This is a genomic window from Nonomuraea sp. NPDC048882 (assembly GCF_040649755.1).
GTDB classification, from domain to species: Bacteria; Actinomycetota; Actinomycetes; order Streptosporangiales; family Streptosporangiaceae; genus Nonomuraea; species Nonomuraea maheshkhaliensis.
The window spans coordinates 446,898-469,678 of sequence record NZ_JBEZGB010000007.1 but is presented as its reverse complement, the minus strand read 5'-3'; the positions used below and the strand labels follow the sequence as shown (position 1 = coordinate 469,678).

General features: G+C 70.7%; 13 protein-coding genes. 4 read left to right on the top strand and 9 right to left on the bottom strand.

The features are described from left to right. Position 1: 1 nt before the first annotated feature. Positions 2-3,316: a BTAD domain-containing putative transcriptional regulator gene (locus AB0C27_RS26995; protein WP_357848667.1), complete on the bottom strand. Its 3,315-nt coding sequence runs from the start codon at positions 3,314-3,316 to the stop codon at positions 2-4. Positions 3,317-3,441: 125 nt separating this feature from the next. Here AB0C27_RS26995 and AB0C27_RS26990 point away from each other — a divergent pair, with 125 nt between their 5' ends. Beyond that, positions 3,442-4,293 carry an NAD(P)-binding domain-containing protein gene (locus tag AB0C27_RS26990; protein ID WP_357848664.1) on the top strand — a complete coding sequence of 284 codons (852 nt, stop codon included), beginning with the start codon at positions 3,442-3,444 and terminating at the stop codon, positions 4,291-4,293. A gap of 99 nt (positions 4,294-4,392) precedes the next feature. Here AB0C27_RS26990 and AB0C27_RS26985 read toward each other — a convergent pair whose 3' ends face one another. The 3 genes from AB0C27_RS26985 to AB0C27_RS26975 all read right to left on the bottom strand — a co-directional run bounded on the left by AB0C27_RS26985 (position 4,393) and on the right by AB0C27_RS26975 (position 9,591). Continuing rightward, entirely contained in the window at positions 4,393-5,724 is a 1,332-nt protein-coding gene (locus tag AB0C27_RS26985; protein ID WP_357848661.1) for a phosphotransferase, read from the bottom strand. Positions 5,725-5,727: 3 nt separating this feature from the next. Continuing rightward, on the bottom strand, positions 5,728-7,428 hold the full coding sequence (gene treS / locus AB0C27_RS26980; protein ID WP_106249444.1) for a maltose alpha-D-glucosyltransferase: 1,701 nt from the start codon (positions 7,426-7,428) through the stop codon (positions 5,728-5,730). A gap of 72 nt (positions 7,429-7,500) precedes the next feature. Beyond that, entirely contained in the window at positions 7,501-9,591 is a 2,091-nt protein-coding gene (locus AB0C27_RS26975; protein WP_357848659.1) for an alpha-1,4-glucan--maltose-1-phosphate maltosyltransferase, read from the bottom strand. Positions 9,592-9,835: 244 nt separating this feature from the next. Between AB0C27_RS26975 and glgP the strand changes: the two genes are divergently transcribed. After that, positions 9,836-12,418 (top strand): alpha-glucan family phosphorylase, encoded by a 2,583-nt coding sequence (glgP, locus tag AB0C27_RS26970; RefSeq protein ID WP_357848657.1) that lies wholly within the window; start codon positions 9,836-9,838, stop codon positions 12,416-12,418. A gap of 19 nt (positions 12,419-12,437) precedes the next feature. Continuing rightward, complete coding sequence (locus AB0C27_RS26965) at positions 12,438-13,334, top strand: MurR/RpiR family transcriptional regulator (RefSeq protein WP_106249441.1); 897 nt, start codon at positions 12,438-12,440, stop codon at positions 13,332-13,334. On the opposite strand, the gene AB0C27_RS26960 is transcribed toward AB0C27_RS26965, so the two are convergent. The 5 genes from AB0C27_RS26960 to AB0C27_RS26940 all read right to left on the bottom strand — a co-directional run bounded on the left by AB0C27_RS26960 (position 13,297) and on the right by AB0C27_RS26940 (position 21,480). Then, positions 13,297-15,216, bottom strand: coding sequence for an N-acetylmuramoyl-L-alanine amidase (locus AB0C27_RS26960; RefSeq protein WP_357848654.1), 1,920 nt, complete (start codon positions 15,214-15,216; stop codon positions 13,297-13,299). The genes AB0C27_RS26965 and AB0C27_RS26960 overlap by 38 nt on opposite strands. A gap of 141 nt (positions 15,217-15,357) precedes the next feature. Beyond that, on the bottom strand, positions 15,358-17,169 hold the full coding sequence (locus AB0C27_RS26955; RefSeq protein ID WP_357848652.1) for an ABC transporter ATP-binding protein: 1,812 nt from the start codon (positions 17,167-17,169) through the stop codon (positions 15,358-15,360). Between the two features lie 188 nt (positions 17,170-17,357). Then, the gene (locus AB0C27_RS26950; RefSeq protein WP_357848650.1) at positions 17,358-19,625 is read right to left on the bottom strand and encodes an ABC transporter transmembrane domain-containing protein; all 2,268 of its coding nucleotides are present in this window, start codon (positions 19,623-19,625) and stop codon (positions 17,358-17,360) included. 43 nt (positions 19,626-19,668) lie between these two features. Continuing rightward, positions 19,669-20,655: a zinc-binding dehydrogenase gene (locus AB0C27_RS26945; protein ID WP_357848648.1), complete on the bottom strand. Its 987-nt coding sequence runs from the start codon at positions 20,653-20,655 to the stop codon at positions 19,669-19,671. An 87-nt stretch (positions 20,656-20,742) separates the two neighbouring features. After that, positions 20,743-21,480 (bottom strand): MarR family transcriptional regulator, encoded by a 738-nt coding sequence (locus AB0C27_RS26940; RefSeq protein ID WP_357848646.1) that lies wholly within the window; start codon positions 21,478-21,480, stop codon positions 20,743-20,745. Between the two features lie 218 nt (positions 21,481-21,698). Here AB0C27_RS26940 and AB0C27_RS26935 point away from each other — a divergent pair, with 218 nt between their 5' ends. Beyond that, on the top strand, positions 21,699-22,778 hold the full coding sequence (locus tag AB0C27_RS26935) for a serine hydrolase domain-containing protein (protein ID WP_357848644.1): 1,080 nt from the start codon (positions 21,699-21,701) through the stop codon (positions 22,776-22,778). The last annotated feature ends 3 nt before the right edge of the window (positions 22,779-22,781 follow it).

Genomic DNA, 22,781 nt, shown 5'->3' with positions numbered 1-22,781 from the left:
TCTATAGATCCTTTCCCCGCTCTTTGCCCGGCCCATCGCCGAGCAGAGTGTGAGGCTCTATGTCTGCGCCCATCGCGCGTTGGTGAAGGCGTTCGCTCCGGGAAGCCTGCTCCACCGCCGCCGTGATGCGCTCCACGTCGCCCCGCTCACCGGGCGGCAGCGGCGCTCCGACCGACTCCCTCATGGCAGCCGCCTCGCCCAGCAACCGCCCGGCCTCCTCGTGTTGCCCGCCGAGCACCAGTGCGCCCGCCATGCCCTCCAGAGCCAGGGCGATGGCCCGCGGATCGCCCACCCTGCGGGCCACCGCCAGACCCTGGCGTTGCAGGTCCAGTGCGCCCGCCGCGTCGCCGCGCTGTTCGGCGACGAACCCCAGCTCGGCCAGGATCAGCGCAGCGCCGGGATCGCCGTTCACGTCCTCGACCCAGCCCAGCCAGGCACGCAGCCGCCGCTCCGCCTCGTCCAGCCGTCCCTGCCTGCGCGCCCCCAGCGCCAGGCCCAGCTCGGCGAACTCCTCGGCCGGCCGGTTCGACTGCGCCACGGCCAGCAGCCGCGCCCGTTCGTGGTAGTCGTCGGCCCGCGCGTGGTCGCCGGTCAGCATCGCGATGCGGCCCAGCCGGGACAGCGCGTCCGACACCGAGCTCCACAGCTCCAGCTCTTCTGCCATGCCCAGGATCTCCCGGCGCAGCGCCATGGCCCGGTCGTAGTCGCCGGTGATCTCGGCCAGCATCGCCAGGTTCTCCGCCGCCCGCAGCTCGCCCCACCGGTCACCGGCCCGCCTGAACAGCGCCAGCCCCTGCTCTGCGTGCTCGCGCAGCCCGGTCAGATCGCCGCGCAACGCGGAGTGACGGGCCAGCACGGTCAGCGCGGCGGCCGTGCCCCAGGTGTCGTCCAGCTCGCGAAACTCCGCCAGCGCCGCCGCCAGCAGCGCCTCGCTGGCCGCCGCGTCCTCGTAACCGAGCAGCGCGAACCCCGCGAACCACCGCGCGGCGGCCCGCCTGCGCGGGTCGTCGATCGCCGCGAACCACTCCCGATCCAGGGACACGAGCCGCCCCGCCAACAGCTGAAACCCAGTAAGCCACACCTCGGCCTCAGCCGCTCCCGCTCCCTGATCACCGGGACGCGCCACGGACAGGGCCGACTCCAAGGCCCTACGACCTTCACCCAGTCTGCCGCGCAGCACCCAGTACCAGGCCATGGAGTTCACCAGCCGGAGCGCTTCGCCGGGGATGCCCTCGCGTACCGCCGTCTCCAGTGCCGTCCTGAGATTCGCGGCCTCGGCGTCCAGCCGTACGAGTGCGCCGCACTGCTCGGGTCCGCGCAGGCGCGGCTCCAGCCGGACGGCCAGGGCGGTGTAGTAGCGGAGGTGCCTGAGTCGTACGGCGGTCAGCTCACCGGCCTTTTCCAGCCGCTCCTGGCAGTAGGCGGCCACCGACTCCAGCAGCCGGTAGCGAGGCTCCGCCCCCTCACCCGCCGGCCCGTGACCCGGCTGCTGGGCGGGGACGCGGGTCACCAGCGAGCGATCGACCAGGCGGGCCAGCAGACCGAGCACGTCCAGGCCCGGCTCGGCGCAGACCTCCTCGGCCGCCTCCAGCGTGCAGCCGTCGGCGTGCACGGACAGCCGCCGCAGCACCACCCGCTCGGCGTCCGACAGCAGCTCCCAGCTCCAGTCGATCATCGCCCGCAACGTCTGCTGCCTGGCCGGAGCGCCGCGCAGTCCGGAGGCGAGCAGGCGGAAGCGGTCGTCGAGCCGCTCGGCGAGCTGCTGTGGGGTCAGCGCCCGCATCCTGGTGGCGGCCAGCTCCAGAGCCAGCGGAATACCATCCAACCGCGCACAAATCTCCGCCACATAAGCATCGACCCCCGCAACGGTCCTTGTGGGGGTTGTGGTGGGGGTCTTGAGGCCGGCTCGGGTGGTGAAGAGTTCGATGGCGGCCGCGCGGTCGAGTGGCGGCACGCTCCACAGGGCCTCGCCCTCGATCCGCAGTGACTCCTGGCTGGTGGCGAGGATGCGCAGTCCGGGGGCGGCCCGCAGGAGGCGGTCGGCCAGCGCCGCCACCTGTTCGACCACGTGCTCGCAGTTGTCCAGCACCAGCAGCGTCCTTCCGGACCGCAGGGTGCCGGGGAGGCGGTCGAGGATGCCGCCGGGGGCGTCGTCACGCACGCCCAGCACGTCGGCGATCGCCTCGGCCACCTCGACGACCCCCGCCCCGGCCCCGAGCGAGGCCAGCTCCACCAGCCACACCCCACCGTCGAAGCCCCCGCTGTTGAAGACCGTGCCATCGGAGCCCTCGCCGTCGGAGTCGCCGCCGTCCAAGCGCTTGGCCGCCATGGTGAAGCGGGAGCCGGCGCTGGGCCCGGTACCGGGCCCGACGCGGGGATCGATGCCGGGATCGATGCCGGGATCGATGCCGGGATCGGCGGCGGCCAGGGCGAGGCGGGTTTTGCCGACGCCTCCTGGGCCGGTGAGGGTGACGAGGCGGTTGGTCCGTAGCAGTGCTCGTACCTCGGTCACCGCCTCGTCGCGTCCCACCAGGCGGGTCAGTGGCGCGGGGAGGTTCGTGCGGGGCCGGGCGGAGGGCGCTGCGAGGGCCGGGTCTCGCGACAGGATCGACTGGTGCAGCGCGGTCAGCTCAGGCCCTGGGTCGAGCCCCAGCTCATCCGCCAGCAGCCGCCGCAACTCCCGGTGGCTCGCCAGGGCCTCGCTCTGCCGTCCGGCCAGGTAGAGCGCCCGTACGTGGGCGGCGCGGAGCCGTTCCCGCAGTGGATGAGCGGCGACGAGGGCGGCCAGGTCGGCGGCGAGCAGGCCGTGTTCGCCGAGCGCCAGCCGGGTCTCGGCCAGCTCTTCCTCGGCCACCAGTCGTTGTTCGTCCAGCCGGGCGACGGCCGCGCGGGCGAACGGCTCGTCGGCGAACTCCGCGTACGCCCCGCCGCGCCACAGCCCGAGGGCCTTGCGCAGCAGCGAGGCGCGTACCTCCAGGTCGTTCGTGCGCTGGGCGCGCCCGAGCAGCGACTCGAAGCGACCGGCGTCCACGGACTCGGGCTCGGCACGCAGCACGTAACCAGGCGCCCGGTACGCCACCAGCTCCCGTTCGCCCAGAGCCCGGCGCAGTTGCGAGACCTTGACCCGCAGCGCGGCGGCGGCCCCGGCGGGCGGGCGGCCGTTCCAGAGGTCCTCGATCAGCCGGTCGGCGGAGACGGGCCGGCCGGCGTGGATGAGGAGCACGGCCAGCAGCGCCCGGACCTTGACCTCCGGCACGTGGACCGGCCGCCCGTCCGGGGTCCGCACCACGAGCGGCCCCAGCACCCCGAACCGCATCCGCCGCCTCTCCACAACCGACATAACCAAGCCAGAACCCGACCATAACCGCCCACCACCAGAGTGGGACGCATCTCCCAATCCGCAGGGGGATCCGTCTCTCCCCTTCCATAAGGAACGCTGAAATGTCGGAAAATATCTCCTTTCTCGGTCTCGGACTCATGGGTACCGCCCTCGCCAGCAGCCTCCTGGCCGCCGGCCACCACGTCACCGTCTGGAACCGCACCCCCTCCAAGGCCGAGCCCCTGGTCGCCGAGGGCGCCGTCTACGCGGACATCCCGGACAAGGCCGTGGGGGCGAGCACTCTGGTGATCGTCTGCCTGCTCGACCACGCGTCGGTCACGCAGACCCTGGACGGCACGCCGCTGGCGGGCCGGGCCGTGGTGAACCTCACCACCGGCCGCCCCGTCGAGGCCAGGCAGACCGCGGAGTGGGTGGCCGAGCGCGGCGGCGACTATCTGGGCGGCGCCATCATGGCCGTCCCCCCGATGATCGCCAAGCCGGGCGCGCTCATCCTCTACAGCGGCTCCCGTACGATCTACGACCGGTACGAGCCGGTGCTGTCGGTCGTGGCCGAGCCTCGGTTCACGGGTACGGACCCCGAGTCGGCGCTGCTGCTCGACATGGCCATGCTGACCGGCATGTACGGCCAGATCGCCGGTTTCCTGGAGGCCGCCGCCCTGGTGAGGTCCGCCGGGCTGCCGCTGCGCGACTTCGTCACCACGCTGCTGACCCCGTGGCTGAACGCGATGGTCGCCCAGCAGGCCACCTGGGTCGACAGCTTCGAGTCGGGCGACCACAGCACGGAGGTGTCCAACCTGGAGATCAACCGGGCGGGCCTGGAGAACCTGGTCCGCGCCTTCCGCGAGCAGGGCGTCAAGCCGGACCTGCTGCTGCCGCTGAAGACCGTCATCGACCAGCGCACCGCCCGGGGGCTGGGGAACGAGGGCCTGTCCGGCCTGATCGAAGAGCTCTGAAGAGAAGAGCTCTGAAGAGAAGAGCTCTGATCGCGCACGCGGCGCACCACTCCAGGTGCCGGGCCTGACCTGGGCGTCAAATCGTCAAGGCCCGGGGCCTCAGAACGTGCGGGGGCGGAAGGCGGCGAGCGGGATCGGCAGCCACGAGGGGCGGTTGCGGGCCTCGTACACGACCTCGTACACCGCCTTGGACAGCTCGAACGCCCGCAACAACGCGGCGTCCGCATGGTTGATCACACCGCCACCCTCGACGTACCCGTCCAGGAAGGCGGCCCGGTTGCGGTCGGCCCACTCCTGGGCCCGGGGCTCCAGCTCCGCGGCCTGGGAGTGCCCGGCCAGCAGGTGCCTGGCCGCGTAGTCGAACGAGCGCAGCATCCCCGCCACGTCACGCAGCGGCGAGTACAGCGCCCGGCGCTCGTTCAGCGGCTGGCCCGGTTCGCCCTCGAAGTCCAGGATCACCCAGTCGGTGGGCGTGCGCATGACCTGGCCGAGGTGGTAGTCGCCGTGAACCCGCTGCACGGGCACCGCGCTGGTGAGCAGCTCCACCTGGTGGTAGACCTGCTCGATGAAGCTCACGTGCTCGCGCAACTGGGGCACCTCGGCCACGGACAGTCCGAGCCGCCGCCGGAACGACTCGGCCATCCGCTTGACCTCGTGCACCTCGATCACGTCCGTGGGGAAGGCCTCGGCCAGCTCGTGGTGCACGCGCGCGGTGGCCGTGCCGAGCCGGCGCGACTCCGCGGCGAAGTTCCCGCCCGCCTCGCTGGCCGGCACCTGGGGCAGGCTGGCGTACAGGTCGCGGACGCTGGTCAGGGCCAGGTCCCAGCCGTCGTTGGCGGGGGAGAGGAACTCCTGCATGATCGCCAGCGTGGTGCCCGTGCCGTCGAGGTCGGTCTCGATCCAGCCGTACGGGCGCGCGATGTGCGGGGCGTTCCTGGCGGCCAGGGCGGTGATGATCTCCAGCTCCGGGTTGACCCCGGGGATGAGCCGGCGGAAGAGCTTGCAGATGTAGGCGTCCCCGTACACGAGCGACGTGTTGGACTGCTCGGCCCCCAGCACCACGCTGCGCGGGGAGATGTCGATGGTGACGCCGGGCACGGGGCGCATGCGCAGGCCGCCGCGCGTCTCGTCGTGGGCCATGCCGTCGAGGAGCAGGCCCATGCGGTCGGAGTCGTGAACGGCGTCGTAGAGGTAGGACTCGCCGATGGTGCCGATGAGGGCGTGGTTGAGGCGGTCGGGCATCTCGTTCCGCTCGCCCAGCAGCACCTGATAGCGGTCGCGCGAGCCCTCCTGCCACACGGCGATGATCAGATGTCGCAGCCCGGGCGACAGCTCGACGTCGGAGTCGATCGACAACTGGTCGATCGGGCGCCCCTTGCCGCCGAACCAACGCTGGCGGCCGATCCATGCGGCAAGGAGCTCCTCAAGCACGTCCTACTCCTCCTGGGTGATGGCCGGCGGGAGTGTGAACCAATAGAACCCATGCCCGGGAAGCGTCAAAAGATACGGAAGTTCGCCAATTGCCGGAAATGGTACGCCCCCCATGGTTTCCACAGGGGATACGCCCACAAACCTCCGCAGGTCGAGTTCGACGGGTTGCGGGAATCGTGACAGGTTGTTCACGCAGAGCATCCGGTCGTCGCCCAGCTCCCTGACGAAGGCGAGCACGCTCGGGTTGGAGGAGTTGAGCTCCGCGTAACCGCCCAGCCCGAAGACGGGGTGGCGCTTGCGGATCTCGATCATGCGCCGGGTCCAGTGCAGCAGCGAGCCCGCGTTCTTCTGCTGGGCCTCGACGTTGATGCCCTGGTAGCCGTAGATCGGGTCCATGATGACCGGCAGATAGAGCCGGCCGGGGTCGCAGTCGGAGAAGCCCGCGTTGCGGTCGGGGTCCCACTGCATGGGCGTACGCACGCCGTCGCGGTCGCCGAGCCAGATGTTGTCGCCCATGCCGATCTCGTCGCCGTAGTAGAGCACGGGGGATCCGGGCAGCGACAGGAGCAGGGCGGTGAAGAGCTCGATCTGGTTGCGGTCGTTCTCCAGCAGGGGCGCGAGGCGGCGGCGGATGCCGACATTGGCCCGCATGCGGGGGTCTTTGGCGTATTCGGTGTACATGTAGTCGCGTTCTTCGTCCGTGACCATTTCGAGCGTCAGCTCATCATGGTTACGGAGGAAGATCCCCCACTGGCAGTTTTCCGGAATTTTCGGCGTTTGTGCCAAAATTTCGGAAATGGGGTAGCGCGATTCCCGGCGGACGGCCATGAAGATGCGAGGCATAAGCGGGAAATGGAAGGCCATGTGGCATTCGTCCCCGCCGCCGACCGGATCGCCGAAATACTCCACCACGTCCGACGGCCACTGGTTCGCCTCGGCCAGCAGCACGCGGTCGGGGAACAGCCGGTCGACCTCCGACCGGATCGACTTGAGGTATTCGTGCGTGCGCGGCAGGTTCTCGCAGTTGGTGCCCTCCTCCTCGAAGAGGTAGGGGACCGCGTCCAGCCGGAACCCGTCGATGCCCAGGTCCAGCCAGAAGCGCAGCACCTCCAGCATGGCCTCCTGTACGTCCGGGTTCTCGTAGTTGAGGTCCGGCTGGTGGTGGAAGAAGCGGTGCCAGTAGTACTGGCCGCGGACGGGGTCGTAGGTCCAGTTGGACGTCTCGGTGTCGATGAAGATGATCCGGGCGTCCTGGTACTTCTCATCCGTGGACGACCAGACGTAGAAGTCGCCGTACGGGCCTTCGGGGTCGTGCCGGGACGCCTGGAACCAGGGATGGGCGTCGCTGGTGTGGTTCATGACGAGGTCGGCGATGACGCGCATGCCGCGCTTGTGGGCCTCGTCGACCAGTTTCACGAAGTCCCCGAGGTCGCCGAACTCGGGCAGGATCTTCATGAAGTCGGCGATGTCGTATCCGCCGTCGCGCAGCGGCGACTCGTAGAGCGGCAGCAGCCAGAGGCAGTCCACGCCCAGCCACTGCAGATAGTCGAGCTTGCTGATGAGACCTCTGATGTCGCCGGTCCCGTCGCCGTTGGAGTCGGCGAAACCCCTGATCAGGACCTCGTAGAAAACCGCCCGCTTGTACCAGTAGGGGTCGCGCGGCTTTTCCTCGTCAAAGGTGTTGGGAATGGGTGTGGAGCTCATGAGCCGCCCCGCAGGTGGCTCATGACGGAGGCGCTATCACACACGTTGAAGACTCCCCGCTGAATTCAGTTCTTACCGTGGCGCGGCTCGTACGGTGAGAATGTGGGCAGGCTGGATATGGGGGTCGAGGCGTACATAGTTACGCTGCCTCCAGCGGTAGGACTCTCCGGAGAGTTCGTCGTCGACGACGAACTCCACGTTCCAGTCGAGACCTATGGCGGGCAGGTCCAGATCCACCGTCGCCTCGTGGGTGTGGTGCGGATCCAGATTGATGACCGCCAGAACGACGTCGCCCAGGCCGTGCCTTCGTGTGGCCGGATCATAGGCGCCGGGAAGTCGTTTCGAGAAGCAGACGATGTCCGGTTGGTCGACCCTGTGGAACCGTAGGTTACGCAATTCTTGCAGCGCCGGATGCGCTCTTCGGAACAAATTCAGATGGGTGATGAAGGGGGCGAGGCTCCATCCTTCGCGCTCAGCTGTCACCCAATCGCGGGGTTTGTATTGATACTTCTCGCTATCCAGATATTCCTCGCTTCCCGGGCGCACCGGTACGTGCTCCCCGAGCTCGTACCCGGAATAGACGCCCCAGGCGGGCGAGGCGAGCGCGGCTAGCACCGCTCTGATCTTGAACGCCGGGACGCCGCCGTGTTGCAGGTATTCGTGGAGAATGTCCGGAGTGTTGACGAACAGGTTGGGCCGCAGGTAACTCGACGTCTCCTGGGCGAGCTCCGTGAGGTAGCTCTCCACGTCGTGCTTGGTGTTTTTCCAGGTAAAATATGTATATGACTGGTGATAGCCGGTCTTGGCGAGCATGCGCATCATCGCCGGCCGGGTGAACGCCTCCGACAGGAAGATCACGTCGGGGTCGGTGCGGTGGACGTCCGCCAGCAGCCGCTCCCAGAAGGCCACGGGCTTGGTGTGCGGGTTGTCCACCCGGAAGATGCGCACCCCGTGGTCCATCCAGTGCCGCAGCACCCGCTTGACCTCGTTGTAGATCCCCTCGGGGTCCTTGTCGAAGTTGATCGGGTAGATGTCCTGATATTTCTTCGGCGGGTTCTCGGCGTACGCGATCGAGCCGTCCGCCCTGACCGTGAACCACTCGGGGTGCTCCTTGACCCACGGGTGGTCGGGAGAGCACTGCAGGGCGAAGTCGAGCGCGATCTCCATGCCCAGCTCACGGGTGCGGGCGACGAACACGTCGAAGTCGTCGAGCGTGCCCAGATCGGGATGCACGGCGTCGTGCCCGCCGTCCTCGGAGCCGATCGCCCAGGGAGAGCCGGGCTCGTCGGGCTCGGGGCTGAGCGTGTTGTTGCGCCCCTTGCGGTACGTCGTGCCGATCGGGTGGATGGGCGGCAGGTAGACGACGTCGAAGCCCATCTTGGCGATGGCGGGCAGCCGCTTGGCAGCTGTCTGGAAATTTCCGGACTTGGAGATACCGTGCTCGTTCACCACCGCCCCTTCTGACCTAGGGAAGAACTCGTACCAGGAGCCGAAGAGCGCCCTGCGCCGGTCCACCCTGATCTTGTGGGACTTCGACCTGGTCACCAGCTCGCGGAACGGATGCGCCTCCAGCAACGCCGCGGTCTCGGGCAGCTGGACGATCGACAGCCTTGCCCGGGGGTCCAGGTCCTCGTCACGCAGCGTCGCGGAGATCGACAGCAGCGCCGCACGGTGGCCGCAGTTGGTGGCGCCGTTGCCGTTCTGCCTGCTCCGGCCGTCACGCGCGGCCTTGCCGGCCGGGGCGACCTGCCCGCCCGCGCAGTCGGCGGGCCGCACGGCCTTGGCCGCCCGCTCGAACAGCCGGGCGCCCTCCTCGCACATGAGATCGACGTCCATGCCGCGCGGGATCTTGATCTCGGCGTCATGCAGCCACGTGCCGATCGGATCACTCCAAGCCTCCACGCGGAACAGCCAGTCGCCCTCGGCCGGCAGGCACACGTCGACACCCCAGCGATCGGTGCCCGGCGCGAGCTCGCGCATGGGTCTCAGGCGCCCGCGCTGCCCGTCGGGCGAGGTCAGCACCACGCCCGACGCCACGGCGTCGTGGCCCTCTCTGAACACGGTCGCCGAGACCTGGAAGGTCTCGCCGGCGACCGCCTTCGCGGGCCATTGCCCGCAGTCGACGACGGGGGAGATGTCCGTGATGGGAATTCGTCCGATCATCGCATTCAAGGGTTTGCGGCGGCACTCCCGGTACCGCCGGAGGCTTTCCCTGGCAGGAACGATCCTTGCAGATAAATTGTGGACAGCAGCGGATAGACCTCCCTTGTGTGTCTGCGGGAAGGTCCAACAACCTGGAAAGTTGCCCCAATAGTCCCTCTTCATGCTTGTTCCCGGAAGGGGTTTGAAGGGGCTTGATGGGGGTGAAGGACTCAGAGGTCCCTCCTAGCCCGTAGGGTGCAGAAACGTGAGAGCTATCCGCCGGTTTACCGTCCGCACCGTCCTGCCCGCGGAGCTGGCCGCCCTCGGCGAGCTTGTCCAGAATCTGCGGTGGTCATGGCACCCCGAGACGATGGACCTCTTCGCGGAGGTCGACGCCGACCTGTGGGAACAGGTCGGCCACGATCCCGTGGCCCTGCTCGGCGCCGTCAGCCCGGCCAGGCTGAGCGAGCTCGCGGCCGATCGGCGCTTCCTGCGCCGCCTCGCCGACGCCGCGGACGATCTGCGCGAATACATGACCTCTCCGCGCTGGTACCAGACGCTGCCCGACAGCGCGCGGGCCATCGCCTACTTCTCTCCCGAGTACGGCATCGCCGCCGCGCTGCCGCAGTACTCCGGGGGCCTCGGCATCCTGGCCGGAGACCACCTCAAGGCCGCCAGCGACCTCGGCGTGCCGATCCTCGCGGTGGGCCTGCTCTACCGCCACGGCTACTTCACCCAGTCCCTGTCGCCCGAGGGCTGGCAGCTGGAGCACTACCCGTCGCTCGACGCGGGCGGCCTGCCGCTGACCCTGCTGAAGGACGCCGAGGGCACGCCGGTCAAGATCCGCCTCGGCCTGCCCGACGAGCGCGATCTGCACGCCCAGGTGTGGGTGGCCCAGGTCGGCCGGGTGCCGCTGCTGCTGCTCGACTCCGACGTGGCCGAGAACGACGCGGCGGCCAGAGACATCACCGACCGCCTCTACGGCGGCGGCACCGACCACCGGCTCATGCAGGAGCTGCTGCTCGGGGTCGGCGGCGTACGCGCGATCAGGGCCTACTGCAAGATCACCGGCCACGCCGAGCCCGAGGTCTTCCACACCAACGAGGGCCACGCCGGCTTCCTCGGCCTGGAGCGCATCCGCGAGCTCACCGAGGCGCGGATGTCGTTCGACGAGGCGCTTGAGGCGGTGCGCGCCGGCACGGTGTTCACCACCCACACCCCGGTCCCCGCGGGCATCGACCGCTTCCCGATCGACATGATCGAGCGGCACTTCGGCGGGGCGGGCGCCTGGCCGACCGTGCCGGTCGAGCGGATCCTGGCGCTGGGCAAGGAGCCCGACCCCAGCCGGTTCAACATGGCGGTCATGGGCATGCGGCTGGCCCAGCGCGTCAACGGCGTCTCCGTGCTGCACGGCGAGGTCAGCCGTGACATGTTCAAAGATCTTTGGCCGGGATTCGACCTGGACGAGGTGCCGATCGGCTCGATCACCAACGGCGTGCACGCGCCGACCTGGGTCGGCAGGGAGTTCATGGAGCTGGCCGGGCGCGAGCTGCCCTCCCTGCTGGAGCGGGCGCGCGGCTGGGAGCACATCCAGAAGATCTCCGACGCCGACATCTGGCAGATCCGCGGCACGCTGCGCAAGCGGCTGGTCGAGGGCGCCCGGGTACGCCTGCGCAGGTCGTGGCGCGAGCGCGGGGCCTCCGACGCCGAGCTCGGCTGGATCGACGACACGCTCGACCCCGACGTGCTGACGATCGGGTTCGCCCGGCGGGTGCCCTCGTACAAGCGGCTCACGCTCATGCTGCGCGATCCCGCACGGCTCACCGAGCTGCTGCTCGATCCCGACAAACCCGTGCAGATCGTGATCGCCGGCAAGGCTCACCCGGCCGACGAGGGCGGCAAGAAGCTGATCCAGCAGATCATCAAGTTCGCCGACCGGCAGGACGTCCGCCACCGCATCGTCTTCCTGCCCGACTACGACATGACCCTCGGCCAGCTCATGGTGCAGGGCTGCGACGTCTGGCTGAACAACCCGCTGCGCCCGCTGGAGGCCTCCGGCACGTCGGGGATGAAGTCCGCGCTGAACGGCGGGCTCAACCTGTCGATCCGCGACGGCTGGTGGGACGAGTGGTACGACGGCACCAACGGCTGGGCCATCCCCACCGCCGACGGGGTGGCCAACCCCGACCGGCGTGACGAGCTGGAGGCCTCCGCCCTCTACGACCTGATCGAGCACGAGGTGTCCGACCGCTTCTACGACCGCGGCCCCGACGGCCTGCCGCGCCGGTGGATGGAGATGGTCAAGCACACGCTGGCCTCGCTCGGGCCCAAGGTGCTGGCCGGGCGGATGCTGCGCGACTACGTGGTGACGCTCTACAACCCGGCCGCCGCCTCCGCCCGCGCGCTCAGCGCCGACTCCTACGCGCCGGCCAAGGCGTTCGCCGCCTGGCGGGTCCGGGTGAACCGGGCCTGGCCGGGCGTGCGGGTCGAGCACGTCGAGGCGGCCGGCGTGGGCGACACCCCGGAGGTCGGAGCCTCGATCGAGCTGCACGCCACCATCGCGCTCGGCGACCTGGAGCCCAGTGACGTGCTGGTCCAGGCCGCTTACGGCAAGGTCGGGCCGCACGACGAGCTGGTGCACCCGGTCTACTCCACGCTGTCGGTCTCGTCGGTCGAGGACGACGGGCGGGCCCACTACACCGGCGCGGTGCCGCTCGACCGTACGGGCGCGTTCGGTTACACCGTGCGAGTCGTCCCGCACCACCCGCTGCTGGCCACACCGGCCGAGCTGGGCCTGATCACCGTGCCCGAGGAACCGGCGGGCATGACGAACGGAACATTGCGCTGACAAGCGGCATAATCACAGGGTGGACGACAGCGGGAACGGCCTGCGGGCCGACACTCTGGTGGCCACGGTTCGCGGTGTGCTGCCGTCGCTGACGCCAGCCGCCCAGACCGTGGCCCGCCTCATTCTGGAAGACCCCGCGACGGTGGCGAGGAGCACCATCACCGAGCTCTCCGCCGCCTCCGGCACGAGTGAGGCGACGATCGTGCGCACCGCCCGGTTGCTCGGCTTCGCCGGATATCCGCAGCTCAGGCTGGCCTTAGCCGCAGCCGCCGCGCAGCCGGACCGGCTGGTGCCCGGCGACCTCGCGCCCGACGACCCGCTGTCGGAGGTCATCCAGAAGGTGGCCAGGGCCGAGTCCGAGGCGATCAACGACACCGTCGCCCAGCTCACCTCCGAACGGCTCGGCCTGGTCGTCGACGCCATCGTCGGCGCCCGGCGGATCGACGCCTACGGGGTCGGCGCCTCCGGGCTGGTGGCCGAGGACGTCGCCCAGAAGCTGCTGCGCATCGGCCTGTCCAGCCACGCCTTCCAGGACGCGCACCTGGCGCTGACCAGCGCCGTGCTGCTCAAGGACGGCGACGTGGCCATCGGCATCAGCACCTCAGGCGAGACCCCCGACGTGATCGAGCCGCTGAGCCGGGCCAAGGAGGCCGGGGCCACCACGGTCGCGATCACCAACAACCCCCGCTCGTCCATCGCGGAGCTGGCCGAACACGTGCTGATCTCGGCTGGGCGCGAGACGGAGTTCCGTCCCGGCGCCCTGGCCAGCAGGATCAGCCAGCTCCTCGTCGTCGACTGCGTGTTCGTCGGCGTCGCCCAGCGTACGTTCGACTCCTCTCAGGAGGCGCTCGCGAGCACCAGGCGCGCCGTCAAGGAGTTCACCCGGAGAACGTCACCCGCACGTCGTCAGCCTTGACGAACATCACGCGGTGGCCGAACTGGATCTGCAGGTACTTCGTCTTGCCCCGCACCACCTTGTGGTCCTCCAGGTTGAAGGTGACCGCGCGGTAGTACTCGGTGGCCGCCTGGCCGGCGAGCGTGTACTTCTCGCCCGCCGAGAACGTGTACTGCAGCGGCGTCACCGCCTGGTACGGGATGCCCTCCGGATAGGCCGACTCCTCCGGGTAGGCCCGGCCGAACACCGGCACCGTCGCCTTGCCCGGCTTCGGCGTGACCACCAGCCCCATCGACGGGACGGCGGTCGGAGCGCTCCTCGGGTTGTGGAACCACGCCTTCTGCCCGAGGTACCAGATGGCTGTCCAGTCGCCCTGGCGCTCGGCCACGGCGAAGCGCTGGCCGGTGCTGGCGCGGGCACTGTGGTCGTAGACGCTGTAAAGGGAGTCGCCGGTCGGGTGCTTGCCGATGTCCTTGATCAGCGGCGCGTCCTCGCGCGGCTCGGTACGCAGCCAGACGGTGTGGGCGCTGGTCGGCGGACAGTCCGCCTCCGGGTTCTGGCGGTCACAGCCGTAGAAGTGCGGCTTGTTCGTGGCGAAGTCCGGCTTGATCATGACCGAGCCGGCCCTGGGGCCGCCGAACGCGTGCAGCGGCGCGCCCATGAGCTGGAAGTAGTGCGCCCAGTCCCAGAACGGGCCCGGGTCCTCGTGCATGCCGCGCACGGTCGTCGGCAGGGTGCCGGGGACGTTGTCGTGGCCCAGGATGTGGGCGCGGTCCAGCGGCACGCCGTGCCGCAGCGCCAGGTAGCGGACCAGACGGGCGGACGAGCGGTACATCGCCTCGGTGAACCAGGTGCTGCCCTCGGCCAGGAAGCCCTCGTGCTCGATGCCGATGGACTTGGCGTTGACGTACCAGTTGCCGGCCTGCCAGGCGACGTCCTTGGTCTTGATGTGCTGGGCGATGTGGCCGTCGGACGAGCGGACGGAGTAGTGCCAGCTGGCGCCGTAGTTGGGGTCCTGGTTGAGGCGGATGGAGGGCAGGAAATATCCCTCCATGTCGTGGATGATGATGTATTCGACCTTCTGGCTGGACGGCCGGTTCGCCAGGTCGTAGTGCCCGTAGTCGTCGTTCGGCAGCTCCTGGTACGCGGACGGGATCCACTCACAGGAGATCGAGGCCGGGCACTCGATGCCGTCGGGGCGCACCGGCGGGCGCAGGCCGAGCTTCTCCAGCCACTTCTCGATCTTCTTCAGGCCCGGCACGGCCGGAAGGGCGACCTGCTGGCCGTCGTCGGTCGTCCGCGCGGCCCCTTCCTTGATCGTGGCGAAGACCTCGTCGGCGAAGAACTTGGCCGCCCCCGACTCCTCGGCGCCGGAGTACTTCGCCACGGCGCCGTACCACTGGCCGGGGTCGGCGCTCAGCGGCGCGCCGAGCGCCTTCTGGTAGTCGGCAAGCAGCGCGGCGCCGCCGCGGATGTTGGCGGCGTCGTCGGTACGCAGCCGCTCGTGGCTCTCGCCGGTCAGGGCGGCGGCGCGTTCCATGGTCCGCAGCGAGGCCGGGATCTCGGCCGGCGCCGGTCGCTCGGCCGGGGGTGCGAGGGGGCGGGTGTCGTCGCCGCGGGCGTCCTCCTCGCCCTCGTCATGATGGTTGGACGAGGTGAAGGCGGCGGCGTCGGTCAGGTGCATGGGCCCGAACCCGGCGTCGCTGGAGGGCCGGCCGGCGTGGGCGTCCCACCGGGACTCAAGGTAGGAGACGCCCAGCAGCACGCTCTCGGGCACCTGGAACTCCTTGGCGGCGGCCGCGAAGGCCTGCTGCCGGTCCGGGGGCTGCTGGGCGTGAGCCGTGCTCATGTTGACTAAGGGCAGCAGGGCGACGAGTGAGGCCGCCATCAGTATTCTGCGCATGAACCACTCCTCGGGAGCTGGGGGGCGCGTCGTGCAGTTCAGCGTCTCAACATTTTCCTTCGCAGGCGAGATCTTTGCGAAGATATTTTTCATCCCTTAACAGGCGTGACCGCCGGGCCGGGTGGTTGAACCGGGGGTCGCTCAATTGGCGTGATCACCGTGCCAGGAGCGCCACAGGGACGCGTACGCGCCGCCCGCCGCGACCAGCTCCTCGTGCGTGCCCAGCTCGGTCAGCCGCCCGTCACGCATGACCGCCACTCGGTCCGCGTCGTGAGCCGTCTGGAGGCGGTGGGCGATGGCGATGACCGTACGGCCCTCCAGCACCGCGGCCAGGGCCCGCTCCGTGTGGCGGGCCGTACGCGGATCCAGCAGCGCGGTCGCCTCGTCGAGGATCAGCGTGTGCGGGTCAGCCAGCACCACGCGAGCCAGGGCCAGCTGCTGGGCCCGCGCCCCGTCCGGGCGGTGCGGCCCGTGGCGCAGGTCGGTGTCCAGCCCGTCGGGCAGCTCGTCGAACCAGTCGGCGCCCACGGCGGCCAGCGCCGCGCGCAGGTCGGCGTCGGTGGCCTCGGGGGCGGCGATCTGGAGGTTGTCCCGTACGGTGCCCAGGAACACGTGGTGCTCCTGGGTGACCAGGATGACCCGCTCACGGAGCAGCCCAGGGGCCAGGTCGGCCACGGGGACGCCGCCGACCGTGACGGAGCCCGTACGAGGGGCGTCCATGCCGGCCAGAAGTCGGCCCAGCGTCGTCTTGCCCGCCCCCGACGGGCCGACGATGGCCAGCCGCTCGCCGGGTCGCACGCTCAGCTCCACTTCGTGCAGCACGTCGGGCCCGCCGTCGTAGGCGTAGGACGCACGGGAGACCTCCAGCCGATCATCCACGGGCACCGAGGACCCACCGGCCGCCGCGTCCCCCGAAATCCGGCCCTGCCCCTCGGACGCCTGCCCCTCGGACACCGGATCCTTGGACGCCGAATTCTCGGATGTCGGGCCCTTGGACGCCGGGCCCGCGGGTGTGGTCCCTGGAGGGGCGGCCAGGCCCTCGACGCGGGCGAAGGCGGCGCCGCTGCTCTGCAGCTCCTCCAGCCGTTGCAGGACGGTGTTCAGCGGCTCGGAGAGCTGGCGCAGGTAGAGGGCGGAGGCGACCACCGTGCCCAGCGTCATCGCGGACGGGTCCCGCATCGTGAGCGCGCCCCCGACCAGCAGCACGGCCGCCACCGGGATCGCGTACGAGACGTCCACCACCGGGAAGAGCACACTGCGCAGGAACAACGTCCTGGTCCTGGCCCGCCGGGACTCCTCGACCGTCCGCCGGCAGGCCATGAGGCGGCGGTGTTCGAGCCTGAGCGCCTGCACGGTGCGGGCGCCGGTCGTGGTGGCGGCCAGCTCCTCGGCCAGCGCCGAGCTGGCGGCGCCCTCCTCCAGGTACGCGCCGAGCGCCCGGCGCAGGTACCAGCGGGAGGCGAACCAGATGCCCGACAGCCCGATCACCCCGCACGCGCCGAGCAGCGGGTCCAGCACGAAGACGGCGGCCAGGATGAACAGTGCCTGGACGGAGGCGATGGCGACGTCAGGGCCGGCGTCACGCAGCGTGGTCCCGACCGCCGCCACGTCGGTGGTGCCCCGGGTGGTCAGGTCGCCGGTGCCCGCCCGCTCGACCACCGAGGCGGGCATGGCCAGCGCGCGCTCGGTGAACTGCTCGCGGATCCTGGCCAGCGTACGTTCACCGAACCGATGGCCGACGTAGCTCGCGTAACGCGCCAGCAGCAACTGCACCACGGCGCAGCCGAGAATGGCCAGCGCCAGCCGGTCCACCGTGCTGACTGCGGCGCCGGCCTTGACCTCGTCCACGATGCGGCCGAGCAGCCACGGCGCGCCCAACCCCGCGACGGCGGCCAGCCCGTTGAGCACGAGCATGGCGACGAACGCCCGCCCGTCCAAGCGAACGAGCCGCACCGCCGCCTTACGCGTCTGCGCGGACCCGGCAACAGGCAACCCACCGCGCACGCCCTGCGCCCCACCGCTTCCCGACCGGCTTGGTGCGCTGCTTGCCGGCCGGCCTTCTGCACGGCTTCCCGGGCGGCCTCCTGCCCTACTTCCCGGGACGTCTTCTGCACTGCTTCCCGACTGGTCTCCAGCGTCGTTCACCGGCCGGCCTCCTGAGGTGTGATGCCGGCTCGGCCGTCCGCGCCAGGTCTGGCGGGCACTCCGGCCGGGCCTCCTGTGCTGGGTATGCCGGTCGGACCTCCCGTGCGGGGCCCGCTGGGTGCTCCGGAAGGGTGGTCGGAAGGGTGGCCGGAGGTGGGTGGGCCGTTGGTTCGGCCGTTGGTGGTCGTGTCGTCCGGGTTGTCGTCTTCTGTGCCGCGTGAGACCAGCGCCCGGTAGCCGGACTCCTCGCGCAGCAGGTCGTGATGGGTTCCCGCGGCCACGGCCGTTCCGTCGACCAGGTAGTACACCCGGTCGGCCCGGTCCAGGACGAGTGGGGAGGTGCTGGTGACGACCGTGGTGCGGCCGGCTCGTACTGTACGCAGGCGGGCGGCGACCGTGGCCTCGGTGTGGGCGTCCAGGGCCGAGGTGGGCTCGGCGGCGAGCAGGATCTCCGGGTCGGCCAGGAGCGCGCGGGCCAGCCGCACCCGCTGCCGCTGGCCCCCGGACAGGTTGCGGCCCTGGGTGGAGATGGGGGAGTCCAGGCCGTGCGGAAGCGCCTGCACGATGTCCTCGGCCATGGCCGCGTGCACGGCTCGCTCGACGGCCGCGTCGTCGGGCTCCCGGCTGCCCGCGATGACCTCGCGTAACGTGCCGGCGAACAGGTGGGCCTCGTTGTCCGCCACCAGGATCCGCTCCCGCAGCGCCTCGCGATCGATGTCGCGAAGACGAACCCCACCCCAGGTCACACCCGAGCCGGTGGTCGCGCCCGGGGCGGTGGTCGTGCCCGAGTCCGTGGTTGCGCCGGAGCCCGTGGTCGTGGTCGCGCCTGGGGTGGTCTCGGCGTCGAGCCTGCCCGAGAGGTCGAACCCGCCCAGGCGGTCGAGCACCGCCGCCGAGTCCGCCGCTCGCGCACTGACCAGCGCCGTGACCAGCCCGGGAGCGATCTCCACCCCGGACGCCGGATCGCGCAGGGCAGCCGGTGCGTCGGGCGGCGGCAGGTCGGCACCGCCCGGCGACCTGGGCCTCTCGCCACCGGGCAGCGCGGGTTTCCGGCCGCTCGGCGGCGTGCGCTTGCCGTCACCGGTCGGCGCGGGCTCCCCTCCACCCGGCGACGCACCCCTGCCGCCGGTGGGCGCAGCGGTCTCGCGCGAGGCCTCGCGCGAGGTCTCGGGCGGCGCGTCGCCGGCGGGCCCGTCGGGCTTGTGCCGAAGCTCGGGCGATGCGTCTCCGGTAGGCCTGTCGGGCTCGTGCCGAAGCCCGGGTGGCGTGTCGCCCTCGGGGCGGAGGCTGAGGAAGTGGATGACGCGGCGGGCCGCGACCAGGCCGCGGCTGAGGTCGTAGCCGCCCTCCACGAAGAACGAGACCGGCACCACCAGCACGGCCGCGTACCCGTACAGTGCCACCAGTTCCCCGACCGTGATCTCCCCCTGCGCGGCCATCCGGGCGGCCAGCCACGTCACGCCCCCGAGGAAGAGCGTCGGCAGCCCCACCCCCAGCGCGTGGATCCAGCTCGTCACCGCCCCCACCCGGTACCCCTGCTCCCGCAGTTCCCGCGAGCCGCGCCGGTAGCGGTCGGCGTAGACGTCCTTGCCGCCGATGCCGTTGAGCACCCGCAGCCCGCCGGCGAGGTCGGCGAAGCGGGCGGCGAGTTCGCCCTGCCGACCCCGGTAGGCGGTCTCGGCGCCGCGCAGCCGTCCCAGCAGCGGCCCGAGCACGCCGACCAGCAGCGGCACCCCCAGCAGCACCACGGCGGCGAGCAGCGGCGAGACCGACAGCAGCAGCCCGGCCACCACGATGTAGGCCAGCACCGCCCCGACCCCAGGCCCGGTGATGGTGAGTGTCTGGGCCATCACGGCGGCGTCGGCGGCGCCGATCGTGACGACCTCCCCGGCCGTCACCCGGCCGGGGAGTGACGCGCCGAGCCGGGTCGCGTGCAGGGTCACCGCCTCCACGGTCCGGTAGGAGGCGTCCAGCCGCACCCTCGTCATCGTCCGGTGGCGCATGATCGCCAGCCAGGCGTTCAGCAGCCCCGCGCCGAAGACGGCGGCCACCCACCAGGCCAGTACGGGATAGCGCCCTGTGGACAGCCCGTCGTCGATGGCCCGCGACAGCAGGTAGGGAGGCAGCGTCAGGCCGACCATCCAGGCGGTCCCCAGCGACGCCCCGGCCAGGATCCGCGCCCGCTGGCTCGTGACCAGCCACCACAGATAGCGCCCTGGGCCGCGGACGTCGGGGGTTCCCGGATTGATGGGGTCTTCCGCCATGCATCGCACAGTAGCCGGGAGGACCGACGGTCTCGTGGCCAGGTCAGGGCACCAGTACGACCTTGCCCGTGGTCCGCCTCGACTCCAGCGCCGCGTGCGCCGCCGCGGCCTCGGCGAGCGGGAACGTCTGCACGGCCGGCACCAGCGTGCCCTCGGCCACGGCCGCCAGCGCCCTGGCCTCATACGCCGAACGCTCGTCCTGCTGACCGAGCAGGAGCAGCAGGGCGTTGGTCACGCTCAGCCCGCGCGAGGCGACCAGCCCCGGATCCGGCTCGATGGGCCGCTGGGAGGCGGTGCCGATGGTGAGGCACCGGCCGCCGTCGGCGAGCAGCTCGAACGCCGCCCGCGCCCGGTCCCCGCCCACCCCGTCGAGCAGCGCGGTGACCTTCCTGCCGCCGAGCAGGTCGGCGACCCGCTGCTCCCAGCCGGGCTCGTCGTAGTCGACGGCGAGGTCCGCGCCCAGTTCGCGCACGGCGGCCACCTTGGCGGGCCCGCCCGCCGCACCGATCACCTGGGCGCCCAGGCGGCGGGCGTACTGGACGAGGAGCCGGCCGACGCCGCCGGCCGCCGAGGTCACGAGAACCACGTCGGCGGAGGTCAGCTCGGCCACGTCGAGGAAGTGCAGCGCGGTGACCCCCGTGACGATCATGGCGACGGCCGACGCGTGATCGACGCCGTCGGGGATGCGGTGCACGGCGGCCAGGTCGGCGACCGCCAGCTCGGCGTACCCGCCAGGCTGCCCGCCCGAGGTCACGACGTCACGCCCGATCCAGGCGGGGTCCACGTCCGGTCCCACGGCGTCCACGGTGCCCGCCACCTCGCCGCCGAAGATCGTCGGCAGCTCGGGCAGCGGCGGCAGCGGTGTCTCCGGGTCGCTGATCCCGCCCTTGCGCAACATCGTCTCGACCAGGTGCACGCCGGCCGCCTTGACGGCGATGCGCACCTGGCCGGGGCCAGGCTCGGGATCGGGGACGACCTCGTAACCGAGGTTCTCGGCCGGGCCGAAGGAGTGCAGGACGACGGCGTGCATGAGGTGCTCCGTGAGGTCGGGGTAGGTTCGCGTTCCCAGGCTGCAACCTCAACTAAAGTTGATGTCAAGCGAAAGTCCAGGGTGACCTCACGCCGGCGGCGAGTCCCCGGGCGCGAACAGGTGCCGCCAGTGCTCGGCGGCCCGGATCATGTCCTCGTTGGTGTGGTGCAGGAACTTGGTCACGTTCTCCAGGCGTCCACCGACCGGGGTTGCCGTGCCGAAGAGCTTGGCGCCCTCGGCGGTCACCTCCGCGAGCATGGCGTTGCGCTGCACGCTGGTCAGGTAGGACCGATACCAGATGTCGTCGTCCACCACATAGCGGTCGCGGCGGCTCCGGGGGTCGCGCTCGCGCCTGATCAGCCGCTGCTCCTCCAGGTACGCGACCGCGGTGGACACCGAGGCCGGGCTGACCCGCAGCCGCTCGGTCAGCTCCCGGGCCGTGAGCGCGCCGGTGCCGGTGGTGGCCAGGCACGTGAGGATCCTGGCCGTCATCCTGGGCATGCCGATCTGGACGAGGACCTCGGCCATCCGATCCGCGAACGCGCGCACCGCCCTGAGATCGCGCCCGTGGCCCGGCTCGGGGGTCCGTCTGGCGGGTTTGTGGGCAGGTGGCGGGGCCGGCTTGCGGCGGCGGGCGCGCTGCCCGGCCAGCTGCTGGGCGCGGTCGGCCCGGTAGCCCTTGGGGCCGCCGTTGCGCTGGACCTCCCGGCTGACCGTGGAGGTCGGCCGGTCCAGGCGACGGGCGATCTCGGCGTAGCCCAGCCCTTCCGACAGCCCCGCCGCTATCCGCCGCCGGTCCTCGTGGGTCAGCCGGCCTCCGGGCATCCCGCCTCCTCATCCGTGTCACCGCAGTATTGCGTTCGAACGCATCTCATTGCAACTTCCCCATTGCGTTCGAGGTCAGGTTCATTGCAATTTATACCGCCAGTGAACTGCTGAAATGCAGTTTGTAGCCGTTGAAAGGCATTGACTAGAAACTGAAACGCAACGTAGCTTTTGGCATTCACCGAACACGTACTATCGCGAACAGGGGAGTGCCACGAATGAACGGCAAGCTTCAGCGGATGCTCGACCGGGTCGTGGACGACGGCGGAGTGCCGGGGATCCTCGCCGACGTGCGCGACGGGACCCAGACCTGGTTCGGCACGGCGGGCGTGGCCGACCTGGAGAGCGGTCGGGCGCGCGGGCCGCAGGACCGGTTCAGGATCGGCAGCTTCACCAAGGCGTTCACCTCGACCGTGGTGCTGCTGCTCGACGCCGAGGGCCGGCTGAGCCTCGACGACACCGTGGAGACCTGGCTGCCCGGCGCGATCCGCGACGGCGACAAGATCACTGTCCGGCGGCTGCTCAACCAGACCAGCGGCATCTTCAACTACACCATGGACGAGAAGATGCAGGGGCAGTACGCCGGGCCGAGCGTCCTGGAGCGCCGCTTCGACCGCTACAGCCCCGAGGAGCTCGTACGGATCGCCATGCGCCATGAGCCCGCCTTCGCGCCGGGCGAGGGCTGGGGCTACTCCAACACCAACTTCGTGCTCGCCGGGATGATCATCGAGCGAGTCGCCGGCAGGCCGTACGCCGAGGAGGTCCGGCGGCGCATCGCCGACCCGCTCGGGCTGGAGGGGACGTACGTGCCCGGCGACGACACCGAGCTGCGTGGCCCCCACGCCCGCCACTACTCCAAGCTCATGCTCCCGGACCCCGACGCCGAGATCCACGACGTCACCGAGCTGAACGCCTCCGGCGCCTGGGCGGCCGGCGGCATGGTCTCGACGGCCGAGGATCTCCACCTCTTCCTCCGGGCGCTCCTGGGCGGCCGGTTGCTGCCGCAGAAGCAGATGGAGGAGATGTTCACCGGCGTCTCGACGGAGGGCGGAGGCTGGATCCCGAACACCGCGTACGGCCTGGGTGTCTTCTGGCAGGAGCTCCCCGGCGGGCAGACGGTCTGGGGCGGCGGCGGCGCGATCAACGGCTCCTGGACCTACGCCATGGGCAGCCGCGACGGCGAGCACCTGCTCGTCAGCAACGTCAACGGCGACTGGGGCGACCTCATCACCACCTTCACCGAACTCCTCCAGTCCGAGTTCGGCGCGGAGGAGTTCGGCGCGGACGACGGGAGGTGACCC